General features: G+C 72.5%; 14 protein-coding genes. 8 read left to right on the forward strand and 6 right to left on the reverse strand.

Translation table 11 applies throughout. The features are described from left to right. The first annotated feature begins 159 nt into the window (after positions 1–159). From Leucomu_RS01305 to Leucomu_RS01320, 4 genes are all read left to right on the forward strand, one after another. Positions 160–1,500, forward strand: a complete 1,341-nt coding sequence (locus tag Leucomu_RS01305; protein ID WP_128386085.1) for a homoserine dehydrogenase — start codon at positions 160–162, stop codon at positions 1,498–1,500. Between the two features lie 72 nt (positions 1,501–1,572). Further along, positions 1,573–2,880, forward strand: a complete 1,308-nt coding sequence (locus Leucomu_RS01310; protein WP_017884334.1) for an MFS transporter — start codon at positions 1,573–1,575, stop codon at positions 2,878–2,880. Further along, positions 2,873–3,799: an amidohydrolase family protein gene (locus Leucomu_RS01315; protein WP_128386086.1), complete on the forward strand. Its 927-nt coding sequence runs from the start codon at positions 2,873–2,875 to the stop codon at positions 3,797–3,799. Before Leucomu_RS01310 ends, Leucomu_RS01315 begins: the two co-directional genes overlap by 8 nt. Before the next feature lie 162 nt (positions 3,800–3,961). Then, positions 3,962–4,765, forward strand: a complete 804-nt coding sequence (locus tag Leucomu_RS01320) for a DeoR/GlpR family DNA-binding transcription regulator (RefSeq protein ID WP_128386087.1) — start codon at positions 3,962–3,964, stop codon at positions 4,763–4,765. Positions 4,766–4,828: 63 nt separating this feature from the next. Here the strand turns inward: Leucomu_RS01320 and Leucomu_RS01325 are convergent, their stop codons facing one another. The 5 genes from Leucomu_RS01325 to Leucomu_RS01345 all read right to left on the reverse strand — a co-directional run bounded on the left by Leucomu_RS01325 (position 4,829) and on the right by Leucomu_RS01345 (position 10,039). Then, positions 4,829–5,677, reverse strand: coding sequence for an ABC transporter permease (locus Leucomu_RS01325; RefSeq protein WP_128386088.1), 849 nt, complete (start codon positions 5,675–5,677; stop codon positions 4,829–4,831). Continuing rightward, complete coding sequence (locus tag Leucomu_RS01330) at positions 5,674–6,654, reverse strand: ABC transporter ATP-binding protein (protein WP_128386089.1); 981 nt, start codon at positions 6,652–6,654, stop codon at positions 5,674–5,676. Before Leucomu_RS01330 ends, Leucomu_RS01325 begins: the two co-directional genes overlap by 4 nt. A gap of 123 nt (positions 6,655–6,777) precedes the next feature. Then, a complete protein-coding gene (solA, locus tag Leucomu_RS01335; RefSeq protein ID WP_128386090.1) occupies positions 6,778–7,944 on the reverse strand; it encodes an N-methyl-L-tryptophan oxidase in 1,167 nt (388 codons plus the stop codon). A 108-nt stretch (positions 7,945–8,052) separates the two neighbouring features. Further along, the gene (locus Leucomu_RS01340) at positions 8,053–9,201 is read right to left on the reverse strand and encodes a tyramine oxidase subunit B (RefSeq protein ID WP_228407179.1); all 1,149 of its coding nucleotides are present in this window, start codon (positions 9,199–9,201) and stop codon (positions 8,053–8,055) included. Positions 9,202–9,499: 298 nt separating this feature from the next. Next, positions 9,500–10,039, reverse strand: a complete 540-nt coding sequence (locus Leucomu_RS01345; protein WP_164884487.1) for a TetR/AcrR family transcriptional regulator — start codon at positions 10,037–10,039, stop codon at positions 9,500–9,502. Positions 10,040–10,173: 134 nt separating this feature from the next. On the opposite strand from Leucomu_RS01345, the gene Leucomu_RS01350 reads away from it, so the two are divergent. The 3 genes from Leucomu_RS01350 (at position 10,174) to Leucomu_RS01360 (ending at position 13,145) form a co-directional block, all read left to right on the forward strand. Then, positions 10,174–11,730, forward strand: coding sequence for a DNA-3-methyladenine glycosylase 2 family protein (locus Leucomu_RS01350; protein WP_128386093.1), 1,557 nt, complete (start codon positions 10,174–10,176; stop codon positions 11,728–11,730). Next, positions 11,727–12,302 (forward strand): methylated-DNA--[protein]-cysteine S-methyltransferase, encoded by a 576-nt coding sequence (locus Leucomu_RS01355; RefSeq protein ID WP_017884343.1) that lies wholly within the window; start codon positions 11,727–11,729, stop codon positions 12,300–12,302. Before Leucomu_RS01350 ends, Leucomu_RS01355 begins: the two co-directional genes overlap by 4 nt. A 195-nt stretch (positions 12,303–12,497) precedes the next feature. Further along, positions 12,498–13,145 (forward strand): Maf family protein, encoded by a 648-nt coding sequence (locus Leucomu_RS01360; protein WP_128386094.1) that lies wholly within the window; start codon positions 12,498–12,500, stop codon positions 13,143–13,145. A 363-nt stretch (positions 13,146–13,508) separates the two neighbouring features. Here the strand turns inward: Leucomu_RS01360 and Leucomu_RS01365 are convergent, their stop codons facing one another. Continuing rightward, positions 13,509–15,212 carry a PucR family transcriptional regulator gene (locus tag Leucomu_RS01365; protein WP_128386095.1) on the reverse strand — a complete coding sequence of 568 codons (1,704 nt, stop codon included), beginning with the start codon at positions 15,210–15,212 and terminating at the stop codon, positions 13,509–13,511. A 174-nt stretch (positions 15,213–15,386) separates the two neighbouring features. Here Leucomu_RS01365 and Leucomu_RS01370 point away from each other — a divergent pair, with 174 nt between their 5' ends. Beyond that, positions 15,387–16,871 carry a CoA-acylating methylmalonate-semialdehyde dehydrogenase gene (locus Leucomu_RS01370; protein WP_128386096.1) on the forward strand — a complete coding sequence of 495 codons (1,485 nt, stop codon included), beginning with the start codon at positions 15,387–15,389 and terminating at the stop codon, positions 16,869–16,871. Positions 16,872–16,889: the final 18 nt, after the last annotated feature.

The raw sequence follows: 16,889 nt of genomic DNA on the forward strand, positions 1-16,889 counted from the left end.
CTAAAGTGTGAATCTAATTGACTCTAATGTGAATTTATGATTACCTTGCGAAATCGGGACTCCGCCGGAGCCCGCACCGGGTGAAAGGCACGGCATGATTCAGCACCGCGACGGGGCGATCGCCCCCGACGACTCCAGCGTCCCCCGAGCGGCGCGCCCGTGCGCGTCGCCGTCACCGGGGCGCGCGGCGGCTACGGGCGCACGCTGCTCGCGCAGCTGCGGCACGTGAGCGACCAGACCGCCGCCGTGCTCGTCGACCCCGACACCGCCGGCGTGCGGCAGATGCTGCTCGAACTCGGCTGCGCCGAGGACGGCATGACCGTCACCGACGATCGAGCCGCGGCCGAAGCCGCGGTGCACGCGGGACGCATCGCCCTCGTCCCGGGCGCCGAGGCACTGCCCTGGGGCGCCGTCGACGTGCTCGTGGAGGCCACCGGCCGCGTCGACGTGGGCACCGCCTACGCGGTGCGGGCGATCGAGCACGGCGTGCACGTGGTGATGGTGAGCAAGGAGATCGAGACCGTCGCCGGCATCGCCCTCCACCGACGGGCAGCCGCGGCGGGCGTGAGCTACCTGCCCGGCGACGGCGACCAGCCCGCCAACCTGCTGCGCCTGCTCGACTGGATCGAGCGGGTGGGGCTCGAGGTCGTGGCCTGCGGCAAGTCGAGCGAGTACGACCTCGTCCTCGATCCCGCCACCGGCCGGGTGCGGCAGCTCGACGTCGAGATCGACGCGCCGAGCCTCGCCGAGCTGCTCGAACTGGGCGACGACGCGGCGGCCACGCTCGCCGCGCGCGCCGAAGCCGTGACCGGCCTCAAGCGCTCCGCCGCCGCCGACTCCTGCGAGATGACCGTGGTCTCGCAGTACTCCGGATACCTCGCCGACACCGAGTCGATGCACTACCCCGTCGCGCGCCCCGACGAGCTCGCCGACATCTACGCCGAGCGCGAGCGCGGCGGCCTGATCGCCGAGCCCGGCGCCGTCGACGTCTTCTCCATGCTGCGCCTGCCCGGCGAGGCGAGCTTCGCCGGCGGCGTCTTCGCCGTCGTGCGCACGGGCGATCCCGTGACCTGGGAGCTGCTGCGCAGCAAGGGCCACGTGGTCAGCCGCGACGGATCCCACGCCTGCATCTACTGGCCCTACCACGCGATGGGCGTCGAGACGCCGCTCACCATCGCCGCAGCAACCGGCCGCGGCGCCGTCGCGCCGCAGATCCCGCGCGCCCCCGCGCCCCACACCCTCCTCGCGGCCCGCGCCAGCCGCGACCTCGCCTCGGGCACCCGCCTCGCGGTCGAGGGCCACCACCACGAGGTGGCCGGGGTCGCACCGGTCATGCTGCCGGGATCCGAGGCGCGACGCGGCGCTGCCGCCTACTACCTGCTCGGAGGCGCAACCCTGCGCCGCGACATCGCCGCGGGCGAGCTCATCGGACTCGACGACCTCGACGGCGTCGCACCCGTCGCGCTCGACGCCTTCGCCGACGGGTTCCTCCGCCCCTGACCGCCGAACCGGTCGCCCCCACTTTCATCACGTCATCGTTCCGCCCCCTCTGAACCCAAGGAGTACCCACCCATGAATCGCGCAGACAGCGCTGTCGCAAGCGAGGCGGCCCCCCGCCGCACCCGGCCGACCAACATCCGCTGGTCGGTCATCGTCATCCTGTTCCTCTTCTACACGGTGAACTGCATCGACCGCGCCTCCCTCTCGGTCGCCCTGCCCACGATCAGCGCCGAGTTCCTGCTCGAGCCGGCCGTTCAGGGCCTGATCCTCTCGGCCTTCTTCTGGACCTACTGCCTCTTCCAGATCCCCGGCGGCCTGGCCGCCGACAAGTTCGGGCCCCGCGGGGTCATCGGCGTCGCGGCCGCGATCTGGGGCGCCTTCACCGCCTTCGCCGGCCTCGCCTGGAACGCGGTCACCCTCATCATCGCCCGCCTCGGCCTCGGCGCGTTCGAGGCGCCCTACATGCCCTCGGCCAGCAAGCTCGTGTCCAAGTGGATGCCCCCGAAGCGCCGCGCCTCGGGCGTCACGCTCATCGACTCCGGCGCGCCCCTCGGCTCCGCGCTGGGCGGTCTCATCGTCGCCGGCCTGATCACTACCACCGGCTCGTGGCGCTGGTCGTTCGTGATCATCGGCCTCGCCACGATCCTCATCGGCGTGGGCGTGTACCTCTACGTGCGCAACACCCCGGGCGAGCACAAGCTCGTCAACCGCGCCGAGGAAGAGCTGATCCGCACCAACGAGGGCGAGCTCGTCGTCGAGGAGGAGCGCCCCGGCGTGAGCCGCGCCACCCTCGTGTGGATGGTCGTCGGCCGCATGGGCTGGGCGATGGTCTTCTGGGGTCTCGTCACCTGGGGCCCGAACTACCTCACCAACGCCCGAGGCCTCGACCTCGCCGCGATGGGCTTCGCGACCTTCCTCATCTTCCTCTGCGGCGCCGCGGGCGAGATCCTCAGCGGCCTGCTCGCCGACTACCTGCAGAAGCGCATGAACCGCAACCGCGCGTTCAAGATCCTCTTCGGCGGCTCCGGCGCCCTCAGCCTCATCGCCCTCGCCATGCTGCCCTTCGTCTCCGACCCCGGCACCGCGGTCACGCTGCTCTGCATCGGCGTGTTCTTCAACCTCTTCGGCGGCCTCTACTGGACCATCCCGGGCATGCTCGCGAAGCCCGACAAGGTCGGCCTCGTCGGCGGCGTCATGAACTTCGCCGGCACCTCCTCGGGCATCATCGTGCCGATCGTCGCGGGCCTGCTCGTGCAGTTCACCGGCGGCTACACCGCGGTGCTCGTCTACCTCGCGATCTGCGCGGCCGTCTACCTCGTCGGCTCGCTCTCGATCGACTTCGAGGGCAAGAAGCAGCCGAAGGCCGCCGTCCATGTCTGATCTCTACGACGGACCCGTCATCGACGCCCACCATCACCTGTGGGACCTCGAGACCAACCTCTACCCCTGGCTCGAGCCCGGCACTCTCGTGCCGCACCGCTACGGCGACTACTCGGCGATCAAGCGCAGCTACCGCGCCGCCGACTACCTCGCGGACATCGCGGGGCAGGGCGTCGTGGCATCGGTGTACATGGAGGCCGAGTGGGATCCGAGCGACCCCCTGGGCGAGACCCGCTACATCCACGACGTGCACGCGGAGACCGGCGTGCCGGGAGCCATGGTCGCCCAGGCCTGGCTCGACGCGCCCGATGCCGCCGAGGTGCTCGCCGCGCAGGCCTCCTTCCCCCTCGTGCGCAGCGTGCGCCACAAGCCGGGAGGCCCGACCTCGCCGCAGGAGGTGCAGCAGGGCGTGCGCACGCTCATGAGCGACGACGCCTGGCGCGCCGGCTACGCGAGGCTCGCCGAGCACGGGCTGCACTTCGACCTGCAGACCCCGTGGTGGAATCTGCCCGAGGCGGCCGACCTGGCGCGCGACTTCCCGGAGACCACCCTCGTGGTCAACCACTCCGGCGTGATCGCGTCGCGCGACGAGCCGACGCTCGCCGACTGGCGCGAGGCGCTGCGCACTGTCGCGGCCGTGCCGAACACGGTGATCAAGGCATCGGGGCTGTGCGTCGAGGGTCGGGAGTGGGCGACGGAGGATCAGCGCGGACCGATCCTCGACATGGTCGAGATCTTCGGCGCCGACCGGGTGATGTTCGGCAGCAACTTCCCGGTCGACGGCATGTTCGCCGACTACGCCGGGCTCATCTCGACGTACCGCGACGTGCTCGCCGCGCTCGCCCCCGAGCAGCAGCGCGCGGTGTTCCACGGCACCGCCGAGCGCGTCTACCGGCCGCAGCCCATCACCGCCGGCTGAATCGTGCGGGCCGGGTGCGCGGCCCGCGCCCGGCTCGCGCGCCCGGCCCGGTCGCCGGGCGCACAGGCGCCCGGGTCCCCGGCGCCTGTGCGGCAGGTCTGCACGGGCGGAGCCGCGCGCCGGTGTTCGTGAGCGCGCGTTGGTGTCGATATCGTATGAGACATGTCTGCGCAGGAGGAGAGCGAGGTTCGGGTGATCCCCGATCAGCGACGAGAGACCCTGCTGCGCGCGCTGCACCGCGAGAAGGTGCTCAGCGTGCACCAGCTGACCGACCTGCTCGGGGTCTCGCACATGACCGTGCGTCGCGACATCGCGGCGCTTGAGCGCGAAGGGCAGGCCCTCTCGGTGCCCGGCGGGGTGAAACTCGCCACGAACATCTCGACCGAGCCCTCGCGGCAGCACAAGTCGCTGCTGCAGACGGCCGAGAAGCAGGCCATCGCCCGAGACGCGGCCGCGCTCGTGCAAGACGACATGGTGCTCTACCTCGACGCGGGCACCACCACGCTCGCGATGCTGCCCGAGCTGGCCGCACGCAAGAACCTCACCGTCGTCACCAACGACTTCGTGATCGTCGAGGCTCTGGGCGCCGTCGGAGCGAGCACCATCCACATCGGGGGCTTCGTCGACCACACCAACCGCTCGACCGTCGGCACGCTCGCCACTCGCATCCTCGAGCAGCTCAACCTCGACATCGCCTTCATCAGCGCGTCCTCGTGGAGCCTGAAGCACGGCGTCACCACCCCCGTGCCGACGAAGGTCGACGTGAAGCGCGCCGTGATGGCCGCCGCGACGGATCGTGTGCTGCTCGTCGACTCGACGAAGTACGGCCAGTACAGCGCCTACCGGGTGGCGGCCCTCGCCGACTTCGACACCATCGTCACCGACGCGGGGCTCAGCGAGGCGGCGGTCGCCGCGATCCGGGATCGCAACGTGGACCTGCGCCTCGCCGAGACCCGCGGAGACTGACCGTCGGCGACCGGTCGCCGCGGGGTGCCGCGGGGTCGCCGCTCGAGGGCGTGCGGAGGCGGCCTAGATCACGTCGCGCCGCCAGCGCAGCGCCCAGCCGGCCGCGATCGACACCGCCGCGTACGCGACGAGCACGGCGAGGCCGGCCCAGATGCCGAGCGCGCTCGATCCCTGCGGAGCCGAGGGGTCGAGCGACGAGAGGCTGCTCATCACACTCGCCCCCACGAACGAGTCGGTCGCCGCCCCGGGCAGGAACTTCGCGACCTGCGCGCTCCACTCCCAGAACTGCGCCCCCGTGCGCAGCAGCGGTTCGACGAACTGGGTGAAGACGAGCGCGATCACGATCGCGATGGCCTGACTGCGAACGAGCACGCCGATGCCGAACCCGATGATCGCCCAGATCCCGAGCGCCGCCAGCACGCGGCCGATCACCGCCCACGACTCGGGCGAGCCGAGCATCGGATCGCCGCCGGTCGCGGCGGTCACACCGGCCCCCGCCCCGACGGCGCCGAGGAGCCCGGCCGCGCCCAGCGCGACGCCGAAGACCACCAGCACCAGCGTCTTGCTCAGCAGCACGAGCCCCCGGCGCGGTTCGAGTGTGAAGGTGAGCCCGAGCGTGCGGTGGCGCAGCTCGCCGGTCGCCGCGAGCGCGCCGAGCAGCAGCGGCACCACGTAGCCGAAGGTCGACACCGACGAGTAGACCATGTTGGCGGCGTCCTGCGCGGGCAGCTCGGGCGCTCCCGGGCCCGCCCCCGCGAGTGCGTCGCCCATCGCGCCGAACATGAACGCGAACATCGAGGCGATCATCGCGGAGTAGGCCGCGATCACGATCGCGAGGATCCACCACATCTTGGTCGCGAGCACCTTGCGCCACTCGGACGACAGGCTGCGAACCATGCGCGATCCGCTCATCGTGCACCCCCTTCCATCGAAGCGGCGGCCGTCGGGGCGGTCGCGCCCCCGGCCGCCTGAGCAGGCGCCCGGTCGGTTGCGCCGCCCTCGATCAATTCGAGGAAGCTCTGCTCGAGCTCGCTCTCCTCGACGCTGAGGTGGGAGAGGGCGATCCCCGCCGCGAGTGCGACCTCGCCGACGGCGTCGGGTTCGAGGCCGCTCACGCGCATCGTCTCGCCCCGCACGCCGTGCACCTGGGCGCCCGCCCGCTGCAACGCCTGCGCGAGGCCCGGCCGATCCGCGGCCGAGACCAGCACGGTGCGTTCGCCGTCGCCGTGCTGCAGCTCGGCCAGCGTACCCGCGAAGGCGAGCTCGCCGCGGCGGATCACGACCACGTCGTCGACGGTCTGCTGCACCTCGCTCAGCAGGTGCGATGACAGCAGCACCGTCTTGCCCTCGCTCGCGAGGTGCTGCAGGAAGAGTCGGATCCAGCGGATGCCCTCGGGATCGAGGCCGTTGATCGGCTCGTCGAGCAGCAGCACCTGCGGGTCGCCGAGCAGTGCCGCCGCGAGCGCCAGCCGCTGTCGCATGCCGAGGGAGTAGCCGCCGGTCTTGCGGTCGGCGGCTCCGTCGAGGCCCACGAGCGCGAGGGTCTCGTCGACGCGCGAGACCGGCACGCCGATCGCGCGTCGCACGATGTCGAGGTGCGCGCGGCCGGTGTGCGCCGGGTGGAAGCTGGCCGAGAGCGCCGAGCCCACGGTGAGGGCGGGGCGTTCGAGCGCGGCGTAGGGCGCGCCGCCGATGGTGGCGGCGCCGGAGTCGGGGCGAAGCAGCCCGAGCACCATGCCGAGTGTGGTGGTCTTGCCCGAGCCGTTCGGGCCGAGGAAGCCGGTCACGCGGCCCGGCTGCGCGGTGAAGCTGAGGTCGTTCACGGCCTGCACGCGGCCGAAGCGCTTCGAGAGGCGCGCGACCTCGACGGGTATCGCCTGCTGGGTCATGGATCCCCTCTCGGTTTCGATGACAATAACTCTATATGGAATAGAACTATTGGCGCCACCGAGGGATCTCGGAACTCACCGAGGCGCCCCTCCGCGGATCCAGGTCGACCGGCGAGCTGCTGCTCAGTGCCCGCCGCCGGTGTAGGGGCCGAGCTCGGCGAGGCGCCGCATGTGCTCGGAGAGCGCGAAGCGCGGATCCACCGTGTGCTCCTCGCCCTGCACCAGCTGCGCGGCCCACTCGCCGAGCTGCGGCGAGAACTTGAAACCGTGACCCGACAGCCCCGTGATGGTGACGACACGATCCGTGCGGTCGACCACCGGCAGGCGATCGGGCGTGTAGGCGCAGTGGTGCACGCTCTCGCGCACCGGCTCGGGATTCACGCCCGCGAACAGCTCGGCGCCGCGCTGACCGATCCGGATCAGCTCCTCGCGGGTGTGATGGGTCGGCACCTCGGAGACGTCGCGGAAGACCGGCCACTCGGGATTCGTGCAGGCCTTGAAGGCGTAGCCGTCGAAGCTCGGCGCGCCGAAGAAGTGCACCGCACCCGCGTCGCGCAGGAACACCGGGAACTTCGCGGGCACGAAGGCCTCGGGATCCTTCGGCATGAACCAGGTGAGCCCGAGCACCTGCAGGCGCAGCAGCTCGTTCAGCTGCGGGCGCAGGCGGGTCGACCAGGATCCCGACGCGATCACGACGGTGCCGGCGAGCCAGGCGCCCTGCGTGGTGCGCACGACCACGCCGTCGGCGCGCTCCTCGATATCGATCACGGGCGTGTTGAAGAAGAGGCGGGCGCCGTGCTGCTCGGCGAGGTCGAGCGCGCTCATCACGGCCACCTCGGGGCGCAACCCGCCGCCGTGCTCGTCGAGCAGCGCGATGTCGTCGTCGTTCACGATGTGCTGCGGGTACTCGGCGCGCAGCTCCTCGTTCGAGAGCACGCGGTGGGGGATGTCGAACTCGCGCACGTTGGCCATCGCGACCTCGAGGTCGGGGAAGCCCTCCGGCGCGATCGAGAGGCAGCCGACCTCGGAATAGATGTCGCGGCCCGACTCGGCCTCGAGCTGGCGCCACAGCTCGCGCGAGCGCTGGATCATCTTCACGTACGTGCCTCCCTCGTGCACCGCGGTGCGGAACACCCGCGTCTCGCCCGCGTAGGAGCCGTGCGAGTGCACGCGGCCGTACTGCTCGATGCCCACGACGTCGAGACCCTCGCGCTTGCTCAGCTGCCACAGGGCCATCGAGCCGACGGCTCCGGCGCCGATGACGACCACGTCGGTCTTCTGCAGATCCATTCGATCCTCTTCCGTTCTGTCGCCCCGCCCGCATCGGCGGGGCGTGCTTCTGTGCTGGGGTGGGCCCTGCCGCTCCGCGCCCGGCGCGTTCGGCGGGGCGAGCGGGCGTCAGGCCAGGGCGGGCTTGTCCCAGAGCTTCAGCTTCGTGCCGATGCCGCGCTCCACGGCGGTGCGGTAGACCCGCGTCGCCCAGGCGACGTCCTCGACGGGCATGCCGCCCACCGAGTAGACGAAGACCTCGTCGTCGCTCGTGCGACCGGGGGTGTCGCCCTCGATGATCTCGCCCAGGTCTTCGAACTGCTCGGGGCTCATGCGGCCGTCGCGCACGCGGTCGACGAGGGCCATGCCCCAGATGCCGACGGTGTCGTGGGCGTTGCCGGGCAGCTCGGCGCCCCAGGCCTCGTAGATGCTGCGGGCGTCGGCGACGTGGCGGGCGCGCTGCACGAGGCTCTCCTCGAGCGCGAGGTGCGCAGAGCAGAGCACGAGCGCGCCGGGCTTCACCCACTCGTCGGCGACGTAGGGGTAGTGATCCACGCCCGAGGGGCTCGGGATCGCGATGCTCACGATGTCGCAGCCCTCGACCGCGCCCTGCAGCGAGTCGACCTGCTCGACGGTCGTGATGCCGGGGAAGTTCTCGCGCACCCAGCCGATGTAGGCGTCGATGCTGCCCTGGCTGCGGCCGAACACCTTGACGGTGTCGATGCCGGGGCGCACCGCGACGAGCGCCTCGAGCGAGGTGCGGTTCATGGGGCCGGGGCCCGCGATGCCGACGATCCTCGCGTCCTCGCGCGCGAGGTAGCGGGCGCCGACGCCCGGGATCGCGCCGGTGCGGTAGGCGCTCAGCAGGTTCGCCGACATGTGGGCGAGGGGCGCGCCCGTGTCCTTGTCGTTCAGCGTGAACATGAGGATGGAGCGGGGCAGGCCGATCTTGCGGTTCTCGACGTTCGAGCCGTACCACTTGCAGCCGGCCGTCTGGAAGCTGCCCCCGAGGTAGGCGGGCATCGCCATGAAGCGGCGATCCGGGCCGTCGAGCGGCATGCCCTCGAAGGGCGACTCCCGCGGGAAGTAGATCTGCGCGCCGTGCAGGTCGTTCTCGACGCCGGCCATGCGGTAGTCGCCGCGCTTGAAGTCGACGAGCATCTCACTCATCGTGTCGACGCAGGCGGCCATGTCGGTGACGCCGGCGGCGATCATGTCGGGCTCGCTCAGGTAGAGGAACTCGATGGTGGTGTCGGGTGGGTTCTGGGTGTCAGGCACGACGGTGTGTCCCTTCGGTCGGTAGCGCAAGCCTAGAACTATCCAAATGGATAGTCAAGCGCCGGTTTCGGGCGTCCCGGGCCTCCGGGCTCGCCGTGCCTCCCGGGCATCACGGGAGACACCGGGAGATGCCTGGCGGCGCTGACTGGCGCGTTCGCGCACCGATCGACGTTCGGGCACCCGCCTGCGCGGGAACGAGGTGCTCGAACGTCGATCGGTGCGGCAGGACGGGCCGATCGGCGCCGCGGCTGCAGCGGGATCGGGCGGATGCGGCTTGCGGTGGGCGAAGGGGCGCGGATCAGCCCTCCGCGGCCCTCTCGATGAGGGCGCGGATCCGCCGCACCGCGGGCGCCGGGTCCTCGGGGGCGACGAGCTGCTTGAAGACGATGCCGTCGAGTGCGAACCAGATCAGCTCGGTGAGCTCCGCGTCGTCGACGCCGAGTCGGTGCAGCTGCCGCGAGATCGCCTCCCGATACGCCTGGTAGTGGCGCTCGGCGAGCGGCCGCAGCTCGGGCCGGCGCCGCGACTCGAGCAGCAGCTCGTACTGGAACGACTGGATGCCGGCCTCGCGATCCGCGAGCGACTCGATGCCGTCGGCGAACTCGTGCACGGTGAGCCCGCTGCTCAGCATGTTCGAGCCCCGCAGGCTCTCGTCGATCGCGTACTCCATCGCCTCGGCGATGAGCTGATCCCGCGTGCCGAAGTGGTGCCGCACGAGCCCGTGCGAGACCCCGGCCTCGGCGGCGACGGCCCGGTAGGTCAGCGCGCGCAGCCCACCCTCGGCGACGACCACGACAGTGGCGCGCAGCAGCGCGGAGCGTCCGGAAGCGTCTTTCACACTCACGAGCGTAGCGAACGCGGCGGGCGCCACGCGCCGCGGTGAGGAGCCCCGCGGCCGAGCGGAACGTCGCGCCTCACTGCGATGTCCGATTTCCGCGTGCGTCGTCGCCCCGCGCGCGGAACAATGGACGGGTGCCCACCGAAACCCCAGCATCCCGACTCGACTTCGACGCGTGCTACCGCGCCGCGTCGGGACGCGACGCCCGCTGGGACGGCCGCATCTACCTCTGCGTGACGAGCACCGGCATCTACTGCCGCCCGTCGTGCCCGGCCCGCAAGCCGCGCCCCGAGAACTGCCGCTTCCTGCCGAGCGCGGCCGCGTGCGTCGCCGCCGGGTTCCGGGCCTGCAGGCGCTGCCGGCCCGAGGCGCTGCCCGGCACCCGCGACTGGGACGCGAGGGGAGACCTCGTCGCGCGCGCGGTGCGCCGCATCCGCGACGGGGCGGTCGACGCCGTGGGCGTCACGGGGCTGGCCGCGGAGCTCGCGGTGAGCGAGCGCCACCTGCGGCGCATGCTCCTCCAGGAGATCGGCGCGACGCCCCTGCAACTCGCCCGCACGCGGCGGGCCCACGCGGCGCGCTCCCTCATCGAGCAGACCGATCTGCCCCTCGCCGACATCGCGTTCGCTGCGGGTTTCGGCAGCGTGCGGCAGTTCGGCGACACGATGCGCGAGGAGTTCGGGATCGCGCCGTCGCGGCTGTCACGGCCGGGTTCCACGGGCGGGCGCGACGCCGGCGGCCCCGTCTCCGACGAGCGCCCCGCGCTCTCACTGCGGCTGCGCGCCCGGGCCCCGTTCGCGGCCGAGGCGATGCGCGCCTTCCTCGCGGCGCACGCGGTGCCGGGCCGAGACCGCATCGACGCCGACGGCACGACCGCGCACGCGATCGACGTGCCGGGCGGCACCGCGGTCGCGAGCATCGACTGGGCCGACGTGCCCGGCGACACCGTCCGGTGCGCGGCGGGCGCCTCGACGGTCGGGATCCCGATCAGGCTCTCCCTGCCGGGCCTGAGCGACACGATGCCCGCGATCCAGGCCGTGCGGCGGTTGCTCGACCTCGACGCCGACCCCGCGCAGATCGCCGCGGCGCTGGGCGGCGAGCCGCTGCTGCGCACCTCGCTCGCGGCCCGTCCGGGTCTTCGTCTGCCCGGGGCGCGCGACGCGGTGGAGTTCGCGCTCGGCACGGTGCTCGGTCAGCAGATCTCGCTCGCCGCGGCGCGCACGCTGCAGGGGCGGCTCGCCGCTGCCTTCCCCGAGGAGGCCGCCGCGGCGGGTGCCCCGGCCGGGTTCCGCGCCAGACCGAGCGCCGAGCGCGTCGCCGCCCTCGGGGCCGACGACCTGCGCGAGCGACTCGGCCTCACGCGCGCCCGCGCGCAGACGCTGCGATCACTCGCGGTCGCGATCGCGGAGGGGCTGGATCTCGGCCCCGGCGCCGACCGCGAGCGCGCCAGGCGCGAACTCCTCGCGATCCGCGGCATCGGCCCGTGGACCGTCGAGCTGATCGCCATGCGCGCGCTCGGAGATCCCGACGCGTATCCGGCCGGAGACCTGATCCTGCGCCGCGCACTCGGGGTGAGCGGCGACCGGGAGGCCGCGCGCCTCGCCGAGACCTGGCGCCCGTTCCGCGGCTACGCCACCCAGCACCTCTGGGCCGACTTCCTCGAGACGGCCGCACGAAAGGACCCGAGATGACCACCGCACCCCTCACCAGTCCCGCCGCCCCGGTCGGCGTCGCACCCCTCGCCCGCACCGTCGTCGAGGTCGCGGGCCACCCCTTCCACGCGATCTGGGCGCCCGAGGACGGCGCTCTGCGCGCCGCAGGCTTCGCGACCGATGACGATCCGGACGCCGACAGCCTCATGCAGCGGCTCGGCCGGCTCGATCCCGAACTCGCGGCGCGCGGCGTCGAGAACGCCGCCGACGACCGCTTCGGGATCGCCGCCGCGCTGCGCGCCTACGCCGACGGCGACCTCGCCGCGATCGATGCGCTGCCCGTCTTCCAGCCCGAGACCCCGTTCCGCGGCGAGGTGTGGCGGGCCCTGCGCGAGGTGCCCGCCGGCCGTGCCGTGACCTACACGGAGCTGGCCGCGCTCGCGGGCCGGCCCTCGGCGGTGCGCGCCGCGGCCTCCGGGTGCGCGAACAACCTCGTCGCGCTCGTGGTGCCCTGCCACCGCATCGTGCGCACCGACGGCGGATTGGGCGGCTACCTCTTCGGCACCCCCGTCAAGGAGGCGCTGCTGCGCCACGAGGGCGCGATTCTCTAGAGCGAAAACGCGCCGAGGGCTGGATCGAAACGCGCCAGCGTTTCGCGCCCGAGGCGCTACGGTCACCGCCGCAGGCGTTTTCGCGGCCGATCCCGTACCCGTGACTCGGAGCTCACCGGTATCTCGGATGCGTACACGGCGTGTCCGTCCGTGATGCGGGTGAGCTCCGCAGCTCGGGATGCGTAGGCTGGGCGCATGCGCTTGTACCTCGCCTCGACGTCCCCGGCCCGGCTCTCGGTTCTGAGAGGCGCGGGCATCGAGCCGATCTGCTTCTCGCCCGAGGTCGACGAGGACGCGGCGGTCGCGGCGCGCGAGGCCGAGCTGGGCCGCGCGCTCACGGCCCCCGAGTTCACCGAGTACCTGGGCCGGCTCAAGGCCGAGGACGTCGTGCGCCGGCACGGCGACGAGATCGATGGCCTCGTGCTGGGCGGCGACTCGATGTTCCTGCTCGACGGCGAGATTCTGGGCAAGCCCCACGAACCCGACGTCGCCCTGGCGCGCGCGAAGCACCACCGCGGGCGCACCGGAGTGCTGCACTCGGGGCACTGGCTGATCGATCACACGGGGGGCGAGACGCGCGGCGCGGCCGGATCCGTCGACACCGCCGAGGTCGAGCTCTCGGCCGATCTCGACGACGCCGAGCTCGAGGCGTACGTCGCGACCGGCGAGCCGCTCGAACTCGCGGGAGGCTTCGCGATCGACGGGCTCGCCGGGGCGTTCATCGAGCGCATCGAGGGCGCGCCGAGCTGCGTGATCGGGCTCTCGCTGCCGGCGCTGCGCCGCCTCGTGATCGAGCTCGGGCACTCGTACCCCGCGCTCTGGTCGTCGCCCGAGGAGCGGTAGGGCCGCTCTCAGGCCGAGGGCGTGCCGCTCGGTGCGCGCCCTGTCTCGCACTCGGGCGCTGCGCGGCGGGCGCTCTGTCAGGCATCGGCCTCGTGCCCGCCTCACCCACCCGCGTCGCGTACCTGCCTCGTGCCCTTGCGTCGTCCCTCGCGCACCGATCGACGCTGCAGCACCTCGTTTCGCCCGATCGAGGTGCTGCAGCGTCGATCGGTGCCGGTGGTGCGGGGTGGGGAAGGGGAAAGCGTGGTGCTGCGGTCAGGCGGTGCTGTCGGGTGGCGGTGGCGGTCTGGTGCCGGTGGTGCGGGCGAAGGGGGACGGTGTCGGTCTGGTGCCGTTGGTGCGGGCGAAGGGGACGGCGGCGCCCTACCGCCTCGCGAGCAGCGCCACGGTCAGCGTCGCGATCACGGTGCCGTCGGTGAGGTCGACCCCCAGCAGCTCCTCGATCAGCGCGAGCCGCTGGTAGAACACCGACCGCGAGAGCCGCGCCCGCTGCGCCGCGAGCGACCGGTTGGTGGGGTGCTCGAGGTATGCGCGCAGCACCCGCAGCAGGTCGCCGCTGTGACCCGCTCCGCTCGCCGAGTCGTGCTCGATGATCGGCCCGAGCGCCTCCTCGGCGAACTCCTGCATCTCGGGCAGCGCGGCGAGCCCCCGCACCAGGTAGGCGAGCGGCTGCCGTTCGGCCTGCTGCACGGTGACGCGGCCCGCGCTCGCCGCCGGGTCGAGCTCGCCCGCCGCCCGCACCTGTTCGAGCGACGAGATGAGTCCGCGCACGCGCCCGCCCGAGGCGCCGAGCCCGAGGTGGGCGCGCCAGTGCTGGGGCGCGTCGGCGGGCAGCAGCGCGTCGATCTCGCGCGCGAGGCGCGAGGCGAGGGCGGGAACCCGGCTCTCGAGCCCGTCGGCTCGCGGGTCGCCGGGCGGGAACGAGAGCAGTGCGATGAGCGCGGGCCCGGAGGCGGGCCGCGCGGATCCGCCGTGGTCGCCCGAGACCGAGGCGGTGCGGGCGGCGCCGGATCCCGATTCGCCGCCCGCGGCCTCGTCGTCGGGGGCGAGGATCACCCGGCCCTCCGGCGACACGGCCCGCCGCAGGGCGGTCTCGAGCAGTTCGCGCTCCGCGGGCGGCTGCCCGCCGAGGCCCCCCGAGCCGCGCAGGGTCGCGCCGAGCAGGCGGCGACCGGCGACGGGGAGACCCGCGGCCGCGAGTTGTACGGCGACCTCCTCGTCGCGGCGGTAGCGGCCGCCGAGCAGCACGTCGAACAGGTGCTTCGACGAGAGCTGCAACCACTGGTCTCCCTCGGGGTCTGCGAGGCGTCCGAGCGCCAGCGCGAACGCGCCGAGTTCGAGCACGGTGCGCCGGCCCGCCGGGTGGGCGGGGCCGGGCAGCGCCGAGAGGTGGCCCCAGCGCCGGCCCTGCGCCTCGACGGGCACGCGGGCCCAGCCGTCGGGCAGCGGGAACTCGCGGCCGTCGGCGGCCGCCCAGGCCGCGACCGGGTGGTCGTCGTGGGCCTGGCCGGCCCAGGCGACGACCCGTCGCGCCGAGTCCTCGAGCACAACCGCGGTGTCGAGGGTGTCGGCGAGGCGCTCGATCACGTAGTCGACGGGGCTGCGGTTGAGGCCCAGCTCGGTGAGCATCGCGTGCACCTCGGCCCGTGCTGCGAGCGCCTCGGTCTGCGCCGCGAGGATGCGCTGGTGCACGCGCTGCGTGATCTGCACGAAGCGCACCTCCCGGTGGAGCGCGATGAGGGGGATGCCGCGCCCCTCGCACGCGGCGACCAGCGGGGCGGGCGGCTCGGCGAAGAAGCGCCCGAGCTCCAGCACGACCGCCGCGGGGCCGGTGTCGAGCAGCGCGGCCGAGAGCCGTTCGAGCTCGTCGCCCCCGCGCGGCCACCCCGCCCCGGTCGTGAGTACGAGCTCGCCGCCGTCGAGCAGGCTCACCGCGGCAGAGCCCGCGACCACGTGCGCCCATCGGATGCCGCGGTCGATGCCTCGAGCCCCCGCGAGCAGCTCGGGATCGCCGGCCCGCAGCTCTGCGAGCCCGAGCGCGTCGGCGACGCTGATCTCTCCCGACACCGGTCTCTCCGTCCCGTGGCTCCCCGCCGGGCGCGAGGTTCTCGAACAAAGTGTACGGGAATCGAGAGAATTGCGGATGGAGTGGCGGTGGCTGCCGCGAAAGGCCGCTGAAATACTGGGAATCAACGGCGTTCGGCGATCCCGAACATATTGATCGATTCGAGAGGAACACGGATGGCACTCATCCCTCACATCATCGGCGGCGAGCATGTCGAGACCGCGGAGCGCACCCAGCCGGTGTTCAACCCCGCGACGGGCCAGCCGCAGCACGAGCTGGCGATCGCGTCGGCCGCCACCGTCGAGCAGGCCGTCGCCGCGGCGAAGGCCGCGCTGCCGGCCTGGCGCAAGACCAGCCTCACGAAGCGCGCCGACGTGTTCTTCAACCTGCGCCAGCTGCTCAAGCAGCGCACGCCCGAGCTCGCCGCCATCGTCACGAGCGAGCACGGCAAGGTGCTCAGCGACGCGGCCGGGGAGATCGCGCGCGGCCTCGAGAACGTCGAGTTCGCCTCGGGCCTGCTGCACCTGCTGAAGGGCGAGCGCGACGAGCAGGTCTCGACCGGCGTCGACGTGCACTCGATCAAGCAGCCGGTGGGCGTGGTCGCGGCCATCACCCCGTTCAACTTCCCGGTCATGGTGCCCCTCTGGATGATCGCCTCCGCGATCGCCTGCGGCAACACCGTCGTGCTGAAGCCCTCCGAGCGCGATCCCTCCGCCTCCGTCTTCATCGCCGAGCTGTTCCGCGAGGCCGGTCTGCCCGACGGCGTGCTCAACGTCGTGCACGGCGACAAGGTCGCCGTCGACACGCTGCTCGACAGCCGCGACGTGAAGGCGATCTCGTTCGTGGGCTCGACCCCGATCGCCAAGTACATCTACGAGCGCGCGGCCGCCAACGGCAAGCGGGTGCAGGCGCTCGGCGGCGCCAAGAACCACATGATCGTGATGCCCGACGCCGACCTGAACGGCGCCGCCGACGCCGCGGTCTCGGCCGCCTACGGCTCGGCCGGCGAGCGCTGCATGGCCGTCTCGGTCGTCGTGGCCGTCGGCGGTGTGGGCGACGAGCTCGTCGCGAAGATCGCCGAGCGCATGGAGAAGCTCAAGATCGGCGACGGCACCGATCCCGCGTCCGAGATGGGCCCGCTCATCACCGCCGAGGCGAAGGCCCGCGTCGAGTCGTACGTCGCCGGCGCCGAGGCCGAGGGCGCCACCGTGGTCGTCGACGGTCGCGAGGCGCAGTTCGAGGGCGACGGGTTCTTCACCGGCGTCTCGCTGCTCGACCACGTCAAGACCGACAGCAAGGTCTACCTCGAGGAGATATTCGGGCCGGTGCTCGCGGTCGTGCGCGTCGACACCTACGAGGAGGGCTTGCAGCTCATCAACGAGCACCAGTTCGGCAACGGCACCGCCATCTTCACCCGCGACGGCGGCGTCGCCCGCCAGTTCGAGTTCGAGGTCGAGGCCGGCATGGTGGGCCTCAACGTGCCGATCCCCGTGCCCGTCGGCTCGTTCTCGTTCGGCGGCTGGAAGGACTCGCTCTTCGGCGACGCCCACATCTACGGCCCCGAGTCGATCTACTTCTACACTCGCTCGAAGGTCGTCACGACGCGCTGGCCGAAGCCCGACCAGTCGAGGGTCGACCTCGGGTTCCCGAGCAACAGCTAGGGCGCGTCTCACAGATCC

The sequence above is a fragment of the Leucobacter muris genome, from assembly GCF_004028235.1.
Lineage (GTDB): Bacteria > Actinomycetota > Actinomycetes > Actinomycetales > Microbacteriaceae > Leucobacter > Leucobacter muris.

Coding starts and splice junctions, on each gene's coding strand:
- Leucomu_RS01310 (WP_017884334.1), top strand. CDS start 1,573: ATGAATCGCGCAGACAGCGCTGTCGCAAGCGAGGCGGCCCCCCGCCGC.
- Leucomu_RS01315 (WP_128386086.1), top strand. CDS start 2,873: ATGTCTGATCTCTACGACGGACCCGTCATCGACGCCCACCATCACCTG.
- Leucomu_RS01320 (WP_128386087.1), top strand. CDS start 3,962: ATGTCTGCGCAGGAGGAGAGCGAGGTTCGGGTGATCCCCGATCAGCGA.
- Leucomu_RS01325 (WP_128386088.1), bottom strand. CDS start 5,677: ATGAGCGGATCGCGCATGGTTCGCAGCCTGTCGTCCGAGTGGCGCAAG.
- Leucomu_RS01330 (WP_128386089.1), bottom strand. CDS start 6,654: ATGACCCAGCAGGCGATACCCGTCGAGGTCGCGCGCCTCTCGAAGCGC.
- solA (WP_128386090.1), bottom strand. CDS start 7,944: ATGGATCTGCAGAAGACCGACGTGGTCGTCATCGGCGCCGGAGCCGTC.
- Leucomu_RS01355 (WP_017884343.1), top strand. CDS start 11,727: ATGACCACCGCACCCCTCACCAGTCCCGCCGCCCCGGTCGGCGTCGCA.
- Leucomu_RS01360 (WP_128386094.1), top strand. CDS start 12,498: ATGCGCTTGTACCTCGCCTCGACGTCCCCGGCCCGGCTCTCGGTTCTG.
- Leucomu_RS01370 (WP_128386096.1), top strand. CDS start 15,387: ATGGCACTCATCCCTCACATCATCGGCGGCGAGCATGTCGAGACCGCG.